The following is a 14,604-nucleotide window of genomic DNA, read 5'->3' as shown; positions in this document are numbered from 1 at the left end:
CGCCACCGTCATCAATCACACTAATAAGAATATTTCCGCCTTTTTGCTCGGCTTTCAACGTCAGCTTGCCTAGTTCAGGTTTGCCGCGTTCTAAGCGGGTGGCTGGCACTTCAATACCGTGGTCCAGACTATTGCGCACCAAATGCGTTAAGGGATCAACCAGGCGCTCAATTAAGCCCTTATCAATTTCTGTCTGGCCACCTTCAATGACCAGTTCAACCTGTTTGTGTAACTTGTGTGATAAGTCTCTGACTACTCTTGGAAAACGGTTAAAAACAAATGAAAGTGGTAACATCCGGATTGTCATAATGCTTTCTTGCAGGTCACGGGTGTTGCGTTCCAGTTCTGCCAGTGCCGTTTGCAAGCGCTCAGCGACAGGCCCATCAACTTCTGCACCCAATAGATTTAGCATTGACTGGGTTATCACTAACTCGCCGGCAAGGTTCACCAAATTGTCAACTTTCGAAATGTCAACACGAATACTGTTTGCTTCAACGGCTTCAACTTTAGCCGCTGCCGGTGTTTTAGGGACTGGCGTAGCTACAGATTTTGCTGTGACCTGGCTTGCCGCAATCTTTGGCTCTGATGCTTTATCTGGCTTGTCTGACGCCGGTTTAGCTGATTGTTTTGGCTCAAAAAAAACAAAGCCTTCTTCAACCTGCGCAGCAGACTGAGCTTCTGTTTCATCAAAAAAACCAAAACCAGCAATATCGTCTTGCATCACTGGGGTTTTAAAGAAACCAAAACCATCGTCATTTTCTGCTATCTGATTCTCGTCAGCAAAAAAGCCAAAGCCTTGTTCCTCAACCGCTGCAGGATGTAACAGCGCTTCAACCAACGTAGTTGTTTGCTCAACAACAGACCAATCAGGTTCAGCGCCATCGCTGTATGCGTTTAATAATGCACGCAGAATGTCCACAGCCTTCAGTAATTCATCAATAACATGACTAGTAAAACTAAACTTTGCCTGTCTGGCTTTATCGAACAAGTTCTCCATCACATGGGTTACGGAAATGAGAGCTTCAAAACCAAAAATACCACTGCCGCCTTTAATCGAGTGCGCCGCGCGGAAAATACTGTTTAACTCTTCTAAATCGGGCTGATCAATATTAAGCGCCATCAATAAACGTTCAATATCATCTAAATGCTCATGGCTTTCTTCAATAAAAACACCGTGAAACTGGCTCATATCAATCGACATAACCACGCCTCTCTTTCTTAAAAGTACCTGTTATACAAGCACTTTGCTGGCTACCTGTAACAGTTTCGCCGGATCAAAAGGTTTTACCATCCAGCCGGTAGCGCCCGCGGCGCGGCCTTTTGCTTTCATGTCATCACTGGCTTCGGTAGTGAGTACTACTATCGGTGTGGTACGGTAACCAGACAAACCACGCAAAGACTTAATTAACGTTAAACCGTCCATACGTGGCATGTTTTGATCTGTAAGCACAAAGGCGTACTGATTTTTCTGGCACAGTTCAAAGGCTTCCTGGCCATCTTTAGCAGCTGTTACCTGATATTTTGCTGACTTCAAGGTTACCTCTACCATCTGTCGAATTGAGGCTGAGTCATCAACAATAAGAATATGTTTTGTCATAAACTATCCTGGAAATAAGTTAAAAATAACTGCTCTAATTTAAGCTACTTAAGCTGATAAAGTTTGAATAAATTAGCCATATTAATAATATCCTTTGCAGTACCATGAGCCCCGACAATAGATAAAACCACTTTAGTATTGGCTAACTTTTTTGCCAGTAACACCAACATACCTAAAGCAGAACTATCCAGGTAAAGTACCTGGCTGAAGTCAAGTTCAAGCTCTTTAATTTGTGTATCCGTTAGCAAAGGCTCATAAGCCGCATTAAAGTTTTTATGAAAACTAAAGTCGAATCTTTCAGGCAACCTTATTGTTTGCTTATCTACCATTGTGTTTCCTTAACTTTGTATTAGAAAAAATCAATATCACCGCCATCTACTGACGAGGCAGATACTGGATTTAAACGTTTTTCGCGATATTCACGCATTTCCTGTAACTTTTTATGCAAATCTGCATTAACGTGCACCACTTCGCTACTTTTTAACCCTACGAGGTGACTTTGAATAAAACCCAGGTTTTCAGCTGCGTATACTAAATGCTGCGAATTAATGTCACCAAACTGCAAGCCACGGATGGCGTCATACAGTGATTGCTGCAATGCTTTTGTATTATCAGCTAAATGCTCTGTATGCATTTTGTCATCAGAAGCTTTACTCACTAACTGGCTCATGGCCTGCTGTACATCTTTTTTTGCATCCATCACATAACTTACATCCTGCGAAGCAACATGCCCAATATCTGAAGTAAGTCGTTGTATTTGATCAGCCATGTCTTTAAGTCTTTTCTGGATTTGCTCACTGAAGCCCGCTGAGCGATTTGACAAAGACCGCACTTCGTCGGCTACTACCGCAAAGCCTCGCCCTGCCTCACCGGCACGGGCGGCTTCAATCGCAGCATTCAGTGCCAATAAGTTAGTCTGTGAGGCTATCTGATCAATATCTTTCAACGCTTTCAATACGTCGGGCACCGAACTGTTGATCTTGTCGACCTGCTCAACCAAGTCCATTGAAGATGCCGACATATTGATCGTCGTCTCAACGAACCGCTCAAGGGTGTTAGCAGTATTTGTGGCAAACTCTTCCATCCAGGTTTTGCCTGATTCAGTTTTGTCTGAAGCCAGCAGTTTAACAATCTCCTGACTTTGGAACTCCGTGAGGCTCTTCAGGCCACTAAAAGACCCGGTAAGGGTTTCAACGGCATGATTTTGGGTCGAATTAATGGCCAAAATGCTATCCCGGCACTCCAGCATAAGCTCATCAATTTCCCTGAGTAATTGTTTGTAAGCTTGTTTAGCGTGGTGAAAGTCTTCTTCAGCACTCTTTTTTAGCTCTTGTTGCGCGTCATCAGCCCTCCCTGCATCAAAAAAACACAACAATAGGCTTACAGTAAACAACATACAAAGGGCAACTATTGACCAGCCTAAAAAGGTATGAATAGCAATACAAATAACTAAGACCGAAAATAATATTGCTATTTTTTTATAATCAGCTGCTATCACTATATCTCCTTACATCATTTTATTTAACGGCATTGTTAACCTGAAGCTATTACCCGGAGGAACAATGTCAAAACTTGAAGTCAATGTCTGTATAAATGATAAACCACGCCCAAAAGCATTACAGTTAACTGTAACACTATCATTGCAAGGGGAAAAACCTTTTCCGCTATCTGTTATGCACATTTGCAACAACTCACGCTCAGCAAGCCATTGCATATCAAATTCGATGAACTGCTGTTCAGTTAAATGCTGTAGTCTTTTTTCTTTTTCTTCGTAAAAGTGGATAAAGCCATCATCCCCACTTTTCATTGTGCTGTCTAAGCCTAACACGCCATGTTCAAGGGCATTAAGGTAGAGCTCAGTCACCACAGTGAACACACGTTGAATAAACTCAATTGGAAAATTCTGTGCTTTCAAGAAATCAGTCGTTTTTTTAGGTAAGTCTGTCTGCAACAGACTTAAACCACGGAGCGTAAAACTGATGTCAAAAGACCCGGCTTGAATTGGCTTATTACAAGGTATAGCACACAATTCTGTTTTCAGGAGCTGGCAATTTACCAAACATAAACTCACATCGTCTTGTTCCGGTACATCCCTAAATTTTGCTTTTATTAGATGTAATGGCTGATCAGTTTTCCATTGAATAAGATTAGTTAAATGAGAAACCTGAATCTGATAGCCATCATCAAGAACCGTCTCAGTTAAGCCATCACTGAACATCATAAAATATGTAATATTGCTTTCGTCCAATGCAAATCGTTGCGCCTGAACGCTAATCTGGTGCTTATTAAGTACCCCTAATGCCATATTCATTGATGGTGCATCAGCCACCTTGCTACCGTGCTGATCCAGCAATAACACAGCCGGCATTCCGCCATTCCAAATTTCCAAACTTTGCTGCCTGGGATCTAAGCGTAACAAAACCGCAGCAATAAACCTGTCGTCCGGTAGTAACCGGTTTAAATTATCATTTAATTCAAAAACGATATTAGGTAAAGGAATGGCTTTCATTGCCATGCTATGAAATGTTTTTAGCATTGGCATTAGTGATATAGCTGGCGCCAGGCCATGCCCCATCGCATCTGCCAGCATAAAATACCAACTGCCATCAACTGCCTGACAACGGAGTATAGCGTCACCACTAAACAAACTATGCGATTTAACCCAGGCATCAATAGCAGGGTGAGGTTGATTTAACTGCAGGAACATTCGATCGAATAAATGTTTTGCCAGCCGCTGCTGCTGCTGCTCTTGATCTACCCAATAAGCCAGTTCAGCCCGCTGCTCTTCTGCTAAGGCCTTCAAACGTTGCTGGTTTACCGCTGACGTGATCTTAAGCCACAGCAAATCCTGATTAACCGGCTTAACCATATAATCATGGATCCCAGCATTAAATGCAGCGAGGAAAAACTCGGCATTATCATTAGCACTGACCATAATTACCGCCGCTAAAGGCAGCTCAAGCTTTAGCAGGGGTAGTAAACTTATACCTTCAGATTTGTCTAACTGGTTATCGAGTAATACTGCATCAAAGTTTGTGTTAATTGAAGTAACGCAGAGTTCCGCCTCAACCAAGTTGTTACAAACAACAACCAACGCACCTTTAAATGCTAAAAATTTTTTATAAAAGGTACTAAGAAAAACATCGTCTTCAACAACGAGAATGTTTAATGTGTCAGAGGATGCTGGCGGTGTAACATTTGAATTCATGCTTTACCAATGGTTGGCGATGTTAACTGCGTATATAACAAACATAATGAATAGCTGAAGGGGGGGGAGAAAGCAAGCAGATAGAAAAAAATCTTTTTAATTAATAATTAGTTAAAACACTCAATGATAAAATGTGCAGATTTTACAGCTTGCTTATACAAGATTGACATTAAGCTTGCTTAGATGAACTCAAATAAGCTTCAATGCGTTTTATGTCTAAAGATGCCTGCTCAGTAAGCCGCTGGCAATATTCATTTAATTGCTCAGCTTTACCTGCCGCCAGTGATTGCTCTATATCAAGAGCCATTTTAGCCAGCGCTAAACACTGTACTTGCCCTGCAGTACCTTTTATAGCGTGCACCACTTGTGATATAGCGGATAGATCATTGTCATGCAGCGCGTCTTCCAGGTTATCAAGTTTTTTCCCGATACTATTAATAAATAACCCCAATAACTCAGGCGCCATAAACTGCATCGGTCCTAGCCCGGCTAAAAATTTATCAAGATCCCATGAAGAAGCGTTCATGTATACACACCTTAAAACTGTTGCGTAGTAACATTTTTATATTTATCCACCAATATCGCTTTGATTTCAGGTTCTAGTTGCTGAGCAAGTAAGTTGGACCGTGCAAGCACTTTTACGCCAGCCAGCAACGCCTGTTGAACATCTGGCTGGCTAGTTATTAATAATACAGGGGTATAAGCGTTCAGTCCTTTATTCACTTGTACTGCACTCATTAACGCAGGTCCTTTCAGTACTTCAAGCTCAACTGAAACAATGACTAAATCAAAAGATTCCGTTAACAAACGCTGCAATGCTTGTAAGCTGTCTTGCATAAAAACCGCTTTAAGTTGCATGCTTTCCAATAATTGTTGCAGCAATAGCCTGAGTACTTTGGAGGGTTCCAGCACTAATACCGAACCTAAATACTCTTTGTTAACTTGCCTGATGAATTCTAATTTCGCTTCTATCTCATGTACTTTCCCTGAATCATCACTGCATACAGATAGGTCTTTTAGTAAATCTACTAACTGCAGGGTCTGATCAGCAAACTCTTCCGAAAAAGTGGTTATGCGTGATGATGTCAGCAGGTCTTCAAAGTAGTGGCAAATTGAGGTTACCAGAGGTAAGCCGTGTGTTCCGCCAGCCCCTTTAATACTGTGAACTATTCGGTATACCTCTTCAAACTCATCACAATCCCGGTTTTTGCCGTTAAGTTTAAGGATATGCTGTTCCAGTGCCTGGCAACGGCAGGAAAGCGACTCGAGAAAATCCGATCGCAAAACAGATAGCATTGATAAAATTTGCTCTGTTGATGACAAGCTACACCTCAAGAAATCCTGCTTTATGAGTAAACACTATACAAAGATAGACTAACTTAATAAAGTATAAAGCGCATCCGGATCGCTGCCATCTTCTAATAAGGCAGCGATGGTATCTTAGGTAAATTCTTGCCAGTTTTCCATGCTATTACTCTTTTACTGTGCTGTTTGGCACAGTGAAGTCGTTGCCAAGTTCTTCATCAAGCCGCTGAATTTGTGCCGCCATCTGTAAGCGCATATCTTTGGCAAAGTGCCGTAAATTTTGCTCTTTGCTTAAAGCTTGCGGTGCGCCAAACTCGACAATCACTTTGCCGTTATTCCAACGGTTTAATTTCAACTGGCCATGAGTGCTGCTCATGGTCACCGGTACCAGCGGCACGTTGGCTTCCAGCGCTATATGAAAGGCGCCCATTTTAAAGGGTAACAGGCCACGGCCATAGCTACGGGTGCCCTCGGGAAACATCCACACCGAAATTTTTTGCTGCGAAATACGCTCTGCCGCTGCCAGCATAGTGCTAAGCGCTTTTTCTTTGTTATCGCGGTCAATCAGAATATTGCCACTGAGCCAATATAACTGACCAAAAAAAGGCACATATTTCAGGCTTTTTTTGCCAATGGTGACGGTTCGCGGCAATACTGTGCCACTTAAAGTAAATAAATCGAGGTTATTTTGATGGTTAGCAATAAATACATAGGGCTCGCCAACCACAATCTCTGCCGAGCGGCGCACTTCCACTTCAACACCCAAAATCCACGAGGCTTTGCCATACCAGCGGCCAAATAAGGCCACATTATTCGGGTGAAAGGGCCTGAATAAACAGACAATTAACCCGGCAATGGTACTAAACAAAAAAAACACTGCCAGCAGCAGTAAACGAACAACAGCAATCACAACCGGGCCCCTTGCAAGCTAAAGATGCCGATTATAACGGCTTTACAGCTCAGTGCTGGTTTGATCACTGGCAACATCCGGCTGAGTTAATACCTGAATCTCATCAATGCGCTGTAACCCGCGCGGTAACTTGTTACCACGACGGCCACGCTCACCCAGGTAATGCTGTAAATCATCTGGTTTTAAGCTGAGTTTACGTTTACCGGCAATCAGGGTTACCGTGCCCTCTACCGGCACCACCGCCAGCTGACAAACATATTCTTCGCGACTGGCCGCCCGTGCCGAGGGAATAGACATCAGTTTATTGCCTTTACCTTTGCTGAGCTTAGGTAAGTCGGCCACCGGGAACACCAGCATACGGCCTTCATTGGAGATACAGAGCACCAGATCGGTATCCGGCTGGCTCACCCGTAATGGTGGCAAGACTTTAGCGCCGGTAGGCAGGCTTAACAGCGCTTTACCGGCTTTATTGCGGCTGAGTAAATCACTGTATTCTGCCACAAAGCCATAACCGGCATCGCTGGCCAGTAACAGCGCGTGCTTTTCATCACCCAGCAACACATGCTCTACAGTTTCACCGGCCACTATGCTAAAGCGGCCACTGAGTGGCTCACCCTGACCGCGGGCTGAGGGCAGTTCATGTGCTTCGGTGGCATAGCTGCGACCGGATGAGTCTAGAAATACCGCGTATTGATTGGAGCGGCCGCTGGCCATGGCTTTAAAGGCATCACCGGCTTTGTAACTAAGTGCATTGCCATCGACATCATGGCCTTTGGCACAGCGCACCCAGCCTTTTTCTGACAGCACCACGGTAACCGGCTCGCTGGGCAGCAGCTCTTTTTCACTTAGGGCTTTGGCTTCACCGCGCTGCACCAATGGGCTACGTCTGTCATCACCGTATTTTTCGGCATCGGCCAACAGTTCATCGCGAATAAGCTTGGTCAGTTTTTTCTCAGAGCCTAAGATGCTTTGTAATTTGTCACGCTCTTTACTTAATTCATCCTGCTCACCGCGGATTTTCACTTCTTCCAGCTTGGCCAAATGGCGTAACTTCAGCTCTAAAATGGCCTCGGCCTGGCGCTCGCTAATGCCAAAGTGCGCAATCAACTGTGGTTTGGGCTCATCATAGGTGCGGATAATGCGGATCACTTCGTCGATGTTTAAAAAGGCAATCAATAAACCTTCTAATACATGCAGCCGATCCAGCACTTTATCCAGCCGGTACTGTAAGCGCCGGCGCACCGTATCGCGGCGGAACTCCAGCCATTCACTTAAAATGTGCAGCAGGTTTTTCACCCGCGGCCGGCCGTCCAGCCCCAGAATATTCAGATTTACCCGGTAGCTTTTTTCCAGATCGGTCGTGGCAAATAAGTGCTGCATCAACTGCTCAACATCAATGCGGTTGGAGCGCGGCACTATCACAATACGGGTCGGATTTTCATGATCCGACTCATCGCGCAAGTCGGTGACCATTGGCAGCTTTTTCGCCTGCATCTGCGCGGCAATTTGCTCTAACACTTTGGAGCCGGAGGTTTGATGCGGCAGCGCCGTAATGACAATATCGCCATCTTCCAGCTGATAAAGGCCTCGCATCTTAATACTGCCGCGGCCACTGGTGTAGATGGCTTCAATATCGGCCAGCGGGCTGATAATTTCGGCATCGGTCGGGTAATCCGGGCCCTTAACATACTGCATTAGCTCGCCGATGCTGGTCTGTGGGTTATCCAGCAAGGCCGCACAGGCATGGGCCACTTCTCGCACATTGTGCGGCGGAATATCCGTGGCCATACCTACGGCTATACCGGTAATGCCGTTGAGCAAAATATGCGGCAAACGCGCCGGTAACACCTTGGGCTCTTCCAGGGTGCCATCAAAATTAGGTACCCAGTCACTGGTGCCAGAGCCTAGCTCCGACAGCAAGACTTCACTAAAGCGCGACAACTTGGCTTCGGTATACCGCATAGCAGCAAAGGATTTAGGATCATCCGGCGCACCCCAGTTACCCTGGCCATCGACCAGGGGATAACGATAGGAAAACGGCTGTGCCATCAAGACCATAGCTTCGTAACAGGCAGAATCGCCATGTGGGTGAAACTTACCTAACACATCACCCACCGTACGCGCTGATTTTTTGTATTTGGCCAGATGCGATAAGCCCAGCTCAGACATCGCATAAATAATACGGCGTTGCACCGGTTTTAAGCCATCACCTATATGGGGCAGCGCCCGATCCATAATCACGTACATGGAATAATTTAAATAGGCATCTTCAGTAAAGCGGCGCAGCGGTAACTGTTCTACGCCATCGGCGGATAACACGGTGTCAGTCATGCCTGTTCCTGTTTAGTTAGTCGCATTCAGGGTGCTGTATCGCCGGGCTGGCGTTTACGCTGCCCCAGCTGCCACAACAAAATACCCAGTAAAATTAAGGTGGTGCAAATAAATAAGCCAAGCCAAAGCCACTGGATCTGACGCTGCCGCTCGGCTTGTTGTAAACGCAGGGCTTTTAGCTCATTTTCTGCTTCGAGTAAGCTGGTGCGCACCTGTTGCCGGTCGCTATCAAAGCCGAGCCGCATCCGCTCTATCGCCAGTTCGTTTTCTTTATCCCGGTATTGCTGAAAGCCCATAGTAAAACGCTGCAGCTGATAATAAGCTTTTTCATACTGGCCCTGATCAGCCAGTATTTCGGCTTTGAGCATTAAAAAGGCCAGTTGGATATGGCTGCTGCTATCAAGCTCCAGTTCAGCGAAATATTGCTCAGCTAACAACACCTGCTGCATCGCCAGCGAGCTTTGCTGCAAGCTTTGGTAAATGCGGGCTTTTTCATAATAGTGTGTCGATACATGCATTGCTGATTGCAGCTGCGTCAGGTATTGCTCTGCTTTGTCAATATAGCCCAAAGCCGCATCGCCACGGCCCATTTCGTTACTGGTAATGGCCAACCCCATATAGGCATGGTACAGGTTGATGGCATCTTCAGCCTGCAAGCTGCTTTGCAACATCTGGTGGAAGGTTTCTAAGGCATTTTCATACTGGCCTAAATGGCTGTAAGTACTGGCCAGATTATATAACACCGCAATACGGTTTTTACGCCAACCCAACTGTTCGTATAGTTGCAGCGCTTTTTGTAAAAACCCCAACGCCTCTTGCTCAAATGCCAGCGCACTGTATAACAAGCCAAGCTGGGCATTTATTTCGGCCAGCACTTCGGCGTCCTGAAGTAGCTGCGCACGTTGATAGACTTCTTTAAGTTGAGTCAGCGCCTGTTGATCGCGGTCTTGCAGGTTATCAATAGCGGCGACGTTGATTTTGCCACGCAAAATCAATTTTTCCAGATCCAGCAAGGTAGCCAGCGCCAGCCCCTGTTGATAATGGCTCATGGCTTGGGGTAACTCTACCTGCATCTCCTGCGCGTAACCCAGTTCATAAAGCAACTCTATGCGAAGCGGGCTATCACTGTCACCCAGTAACGCCAGCCCCTGACGCGCGGCAGTTTGCTGCTGCTGATACAGGCCTAAGACACCAAAAATGGCGGCTTGCTGCGCCAGCCAGTATGCCTGCACCCTGGGAGGGGCGGTATCAAATTGCCCCTGACGCTCCTGCAATACCGCTAACATTTGGTTTGGCTCACGATACTTTTCTGTACTGAGTTGTTTCAGCCAGCTGGGGATATCAGTGGGTGCCGTCAGACTTTTCACTCCAAGGCTGTTCAGGCTTAAACATAACAGCAGGCAATAACACCATTTCATCAGACCACAGGTTTCCTTTTGATTATTTTTTTGTTCAGGCGCCTGCTTAGGCAATTTGCGCCCGATCGCCTTTTTGTTCTAACCAGTCACGCCGGTCGGTGGCGCGCTTTTTCGCCAGCAACATATCCATCATTTCCATGGTTTGCGGCACATCGTCAATAGTTAACTGTACCAGCCGGCGGGTATTCGGATCCATGGTGGTTTCGCGTAACTGCAACGGATTCATCTCACCTAGACCTTTAAAGCGCTGCACGTTTACCTTACCGCGTTTTTTCTCGGCTTCTATCCGATGCAGGATACCGGTTTTTTCATCTTCATCCAGCGCATAATACACGTCTTTACCAATATCGATACGATACAAGGGCGGCATAGCAACATAGACATGCCCGGCTGCCACTAAGCTACTGAAATGACGCATAAAGAGTGCACAAAGCAAAGTAGCAATGTGTAAACCATCTGAGTCGGCATCGGCCAGAATACAAATTTTGCCGTAGCGCAGGCTGCTTAAATCGGCCGAATCCGGATCCATACCTATCGCCACGGAAATATCATGTACCTCCTGCGAGGCCAGAATTTGCCCAGATTCCACTTCCCAGGTATTAAGAATTTTTCCCCTCAATGGCATCACCGCCTGAAACTCGCGGTCCCGCGCCTGTTTGGCCGAGCCACCGGCTGAGTCACCTTCAACCAGAAAAAGCTCAGTACGGGTCACATCCTGTGCCGCACAATCGGCCAGTTTGCCGGGCAAGGCCGGGCCAGAGGTAACTTTTTTGCGGACAATTTTTTTGGCGGCTTTTAAGCGCTTTTGGGCATTATTGATACAAAAATCAGCCAGCGCCAGCGCGATATCGGTATGCTCGTTCAGCCATAGACTAAAGGCGTCTTTGACAATACCCGACACAAAAGCAGAAGATTGACGCGAAGATAGGCGCTCTTTGGTCTGGCCGGCAAATTGTGGGTCCTGCATTTTTAGAGATAACACATAGCTGCAGCGATCCCAGATATCTTCTGGCGTTAACTTAATGCCACGCGGCAACAGATTGCGGTACTCACAAAACTCGCGCATCGCCTCCAGTAAACCCTGGCGTAAACCATTCACATGGGTCCCGCCCTGGGCAGTTGGAATAAGGTTTACATAGCTTTCGGTAGTAAGCTCGCCACCCTCAGGCTGCCACAATAAGGCCCACTCTACTGCTTCTTCCGAACCACTGAATTTGCCAACAAAGGGCTGCTCCGGCAAGGCAATATAGTGTTGCACGGCTTCGGCCAGATAGTCACGAATACCGGCCTGATAACACCATTGGTACTGCTGCTGATTAACCTTGTCGTCAAACTTTACCGTTAAGCCCGGACACAATACCGCCTTGGCTTTAAGCACATGCAATAACCGGCTGACTGAAAATTTCGGCGAATCAAAATAAGACGGGGTGGGCCAGAACCGCACACGGGTGCCGGTATTACGCTTGCCGACAGTGCCGCTAATCGCCAGCTCAGATACTTTATTGCCATGCTCAAAGGCAATGTCGTAGACATTGCCATCACGGCGGATACTGACATCGACCCGACTGGACAAGGCATTGACCACCGAAATCCCGACACCATGCAAACCACCGGAGAACTGGTAATTTTTGTTAGAAAACTTACCGCCGGCATGCAAGCGGCACATAATCAGCTCGACACCACTAACCCCTTCTTCCGGATGAATATCTACCGGCATGCCGCGGCCGTTATCGATAACCTCTATGGATTGATCATCAAACAGCGTCACCTGCACCAGATCGGCATGACCGGCCAGCGCTTCATCCACGCTGTTGTCGATCACTTCCTGCGCCAAATGGTTTGGCCGGGTGGTGTCGGTATACATACCGGGGCGACGCTGTACTGGCTCAAGGCCGGTCAGCACTTCAATCGATTCGGCGTTATAAAGTTGTTCTGTCATACTGTCTTTAGATCCGCTGTTCAGGCCACGCCAGCTTGTTTACATCAGCCTGTTGACAAAATTCGGCAATCTGGGGCAAATAATCGGCATAACCAACAAAGCTATGATCACCCCCCGCGACTAACTGCTGCTGTGCACCTTGATAATAGGTCTGCGCATGGCGGTAATCTAACACTTCATCGCCGCTTTGCAACAGCACTAAATAGTTTTGCGGCTGCCGCAGCTGCGCTGGCATCAACGCAGCCAGTTGCTGCATATGCTCTGCCCGCACTTGATATGACCGTTGTAACACCGGGTGGTGATAATCGCCCAGATAATCGGCCAGCAAGCTATGGGGCGCCACCGCCGGGTTAATCAGGCAGGCCCGGCCGCCAAAACGCTCAACCAGCACTGTCGCTAAAAAGCCGCCCAGCGAGCTGCCATTGAAGGCCAGTGGCGGCGCCTCGGCTATTTTTTGCTCCAGCAAATGCATGGCCTCAGCCGGGGTATAGGGTAAATCCAGTGCCACTAAGTCTAACTGTGGTTGCTGTTGCTGAAAATACGCCACTGTTTGTTGTGCTTTCTCTGACAGCGACGAGCTGGCAAAGCCATGTAAATAATAAATAGTATTAGACATAAGCGGTGTTCATTATCCTGTTTTACAAAATTGCCAGCTGACCTTGCCAGCCTCAGTAAACTGCCATTGACACCACTGCGGTCCCTGATCCACTGTTTGCCAGTCAGCTGTCGCTAAAAACTGCACTGAGCTGGCCGGGCAACCTACCAGCTGAATGTGCTGATGCACCGCAGCATAAGCATAATGGCAATGGCCATGCGCCAGGCCGCGTACTCTGGGCTCTTCGCCGAGCAGCTGCCAAAATAGCTCCGGCTCAGCTAAACCATGGCGGTCAATAGACCAACCCAGCGGCCTGGGATGATGGTGGCAAAACAACCAAAAATGGCCAGCGCGACTGCGCATAAATTCGCTCTGCAACGCCTGGCGTCGTTGCTGGCAAAACTCGCCTGCCGGAGTCGGCCCCTTGGTATCAAGCAACAACAGCTGCCAGTCGCCCAGCTGTAATGCGGTGGCACTGTGGCAAGGTGCTTGTTCGGCCACCGCCGCCAGCATGGCTCTGTCATCATGGTTGCCAGGCAGTAAAAATATCGGGCAACTGAGCCCCTGCAGTAACTCAGTTAACAGCTGATAAGACTGCACACTGTGATCCTGCGATAAATCACCAGTCAGCAGCAAAGCATCAGGCGCACTTTGCTGTATCCTTGCCACTGCCTGCTGTAAATAACGACCGGGCCTGACGCCCTGATACAGTTCATCAATACCCGCCAGCAAATGGCAATCGCTGATTTGTACAATACGATAACTGGCTTTAGGTGGGAATAGGTAAGGGCTCAACAGCGCTGTCTCATCAATAGCACGTCATAACGAATAGACCTGCGGTTCAGCACTGTACCCCTGCGCCAGGCATAGCTGCAGCCAGTCGCGTAGTAACTGGTTAATCTGACGTTTTTCATCAGGTTGCCGCATCAAGGGGTTAGGATAAGCATACACTGGCTTAAACTGGCGTTGCTGTTGTGCTACCACCACCTCGGCCAACCTGGCGTCATGATAGAGCTGTACTTCCAGCCGGGGCTGAAAATAGCGCTCAGCGCCCTGATGTAACACTATTTGCAAGCGGGTGGTAAAAGGTGCCGCCGCCATAATTTCTATGCGATACAACTGCCCGGCAGAGATGCGGATATCGCGACGCTGCCCAACCTTAGCTTCAGCCGGCATTAAACGGCGCAGCATCGCATAATTGCGCTCACACAAACTCAAAAAATCCGGCAATTTCGGCAGATAGCGGCGCCGTTGCAGCAACCGCTCAGTCATCGGTTGTCGCCACCGCGTTACTATGGCCC

General features: G+C 47.3%; 14 protein-coding genes. All 14 read right to left on the bottom strand.

What is annotated here, in order from left to right:
• The coding region (locus V7D78_RS13625; RefSeq protein ID WP_333609003.1) for a chemotaxis protein CheA at positions 1 to 1,201 on the bottom strand (1,201 nt) is incomplete at its 3' end.
• Between the two features lie 30 nt (positions 1,202 to 1,231).
• Entirely contained in the window at positions 1,232 to 1,597 is a 366-nt protein-coding gene (locus V7D78_RS13620; protein WP_333609002.1) for a response regulator, read from the bottom strand.
• Between the two features lie 44 nt (positions 1,598 to 1,641).
• Positions 1,642 to 1,926, bottom strand: a complete 285-nt coding sequence (locus V7D78_RS13615; protein ID WP_333609001.1) for an STAS domain-containing protein — start codon at positions 1,924 to 1,926, stop codon at positions 1,642 to 1,644.
• Between the two features lie 20 nt (positions 1,927 to 1,946).
• Complete coding sequence (locus tag V7D78_RS13610) at positions 1,947 to 3,095, bottom strand: methyl-accepting chemotaxis protein (protein WP_333609000.1); 1,149 nt, start codon at positions 3,093 to 3,095, stop codon at positions 1,947 to 1,949.
• A gap of 9 nt (positions 3,096 to 3,104) precedes the next feature.
• Positions 3,105 to 4,805, bottom strand: coding sequence for a SpoIIE family protein phosphatase (locus V7D78_RS13605; RefSeq protein WP_333608999.1), 1,701 nt, complete (start codon positions 4,803 to 4,805; stop codon positions 3,105 to 3,107).
• 169 nt (positions 4,806 to 4,974) lie between these two features.
• On the bottom strand, positions 4,975 to 5,331 hold the full coding sequence (locus V7D78_RS13600; RefSeq protein ID WP_333608998.1) for an Hpt domain-containing protein: 357 nt from the start codon (positions 5,329 to 5,331) through the stop codon (positions 4,975 to 4,977).
• 11 nt (positions 5,332 to 5,342) lie between these two features.
• Complete coding sequence (locus V7D78_RS13595) at positions 5,343 to 6,128, bottom strand: Hpt domain-containing protein (protein ID WP_333608997.1); 786 nt, start codon at positions 6,126 to 6,128, stop codon at positions 5,343 to 5,345.
• A gap of 148 nt (positions 6,129 to 6,276) precedes the next feature.
• Positions 6,277 to 7,020, bottom strand: coding sequence for a 1-acylglycerol-3-phosphate O-acyltransferase (locus V7D78_RS13590; RefSeq protein ID WP_333608996.1), 744 nt, complete (start codon positions 7,018 to 7,020; stop codon positions 6,277 to 6,279).
• A gap of 42 nt (positions 7,021 to 7,062) precedes the next feature.
• Positions 7,063 to 9,351 carry a DNA topoisomerase IV subunit A gene (gene parC, locus V7D78_RS13585; protein ID WP_333608995.1) on the bottom strand — a complete coding sequence of 763 codons (2,289 nt, stop codon included), beginning with the start codon at positions 9,349 to 9,351 and terminating at the stop codon, positions 7,063 to 7,065.
• 26 nt (positions 9,352 to 9,377) lie between these two features.
• Positions 9,378 to 10,769 (bottom strand): hypothetical protein, encoded by a 1,392-nt coding sequence (locus V7D78_RS13580; protein WP_333608994.1) that lies wholly within the window; start codon positions 10,767 to 10,769, stop codon positions 9,378 to 9,380.
• Between the two features lie 46 nt (positions 10,770 to 10,815).
• The gene (gene parE, locus V7D78_RS13575; protein WP_333608993.1) at positions 10,816 to 12,708 is read right to left on the bottom strand and encodes a DNA topoisomerase IV subunit B; all 1,893 of its coding nucleotides are present in this window, start codon (positions 12,706 to 12,708) and stop codon (positions 10,816 to 10,818) included.
• Between the two features lie 7 nt (positions 12,709 to 12,715).
• Positions 12,716 to 13,324 carry a YqiA/YcfP family alpha/beta fold hydrolase gene (locus V7D78_RS13570; protein ID WP_333608992.1) on the bottom strand — a complete coding sequence of 203 codons (609 nt, stop codon included), beginning with the start codon at positions 13,322 to 13,324 and terminating at the stop codon, positions 12,716 to 12,718.
• 12 nt (positions 13,325 to 13,336) lie between these two features.
• The gene (locus tag V7D78_RS13565; protein ID WP_333608991.1) at positions 13,337 to 14,098 is read right to left on the bottom strand and encodes a metallophosphoesterase; all 762 of its coding nucleotides are present in this window, start codon (positions 14,096 to 14,098) and stop codon (positions 13,337 to 13,339) included.
• A 24-nt stretch (positions 14,099 to 14,122) separates the two neighbouring features.
• Positions 14,123 to 14,604, bottom strand: a 482-nt coding sequence (locus V7D78_RS13560; protein ID WP_333608990.1) for a DUF1249 domain-containing protein, incomplete at its 5' end; no start/stop codon positions are given.

The sequence above is a fragment of the Arsukibacterium sp. genome, from assembly GCF_036735525.1.
GTDB lineage: Bacteria > Pseudomonadota > Gammaproteobacteria > Enterobacterales > Alteromonadaceae > Alishewanella.
The sequence above is the reverse complement of the archived record's forward strand: the minus strand, read 5'-3'. Positions and strand labels throughout refer to the sequence as shown.

Bases quoted from the DNA above. Each gene is read 5' to 3' on its own strand.
- V7D78_RS13600 (WP_333608998.1), bottom strand. From the start codon at position 5,331: ATGAACGCTTCTTCATGGGATCTTGATAAATTTTTAGCCGGGCTAGGA.
- V7D78_RS13580 (WP_333608994.1), bottom strand. From the start codon at position 10,769: ATGAAATGGTGTTATTGCCTGCTGTTATGTTTAAGCCTGAACAGCCTT.
- V7D78_RS13615 (WP_333609001.1), bottom strand. From the start codon at position 1,926: ATGGTAGATAAGCAAACAATAAGGTTGCCTGAAAGATTCGACTTTAGT.
- V7D78_RS13620 (WP_333609002.1), bottom strand. From the start codon at position 1,597: ATGACAAAACATATTCTTATTGTTGATGACTCAGCCTCAATTCGACAG.
- V7D78_RS13605 (WP_333608999.1), bottom strand. From the start codon at position 4,805: ATGAATTCAAATGTTACACCGCCAGCATCCTCTGACACATTAAACATT.
- parE (WP_333608993.1), bottom strand. From the start codon at position 12,708: ATGACAGAACAACTTTATAACGCCGAATCGATTGAAGTGCTGACCGGC.
- V7D78_RS13570 (WP_333608992.1), bottom strand. From the start codon at position 13,324: ATGTCTAATACTATTTATTATTTACATGGCTTTGCCAGCTCGTCGCTG.
- parC (WP_333608995.1), bottom strand. From the start codon at position 9,351: ATGACTGACACCGTGTTATCCGCCGATGGCGTAGAACAGTTACCGCTG.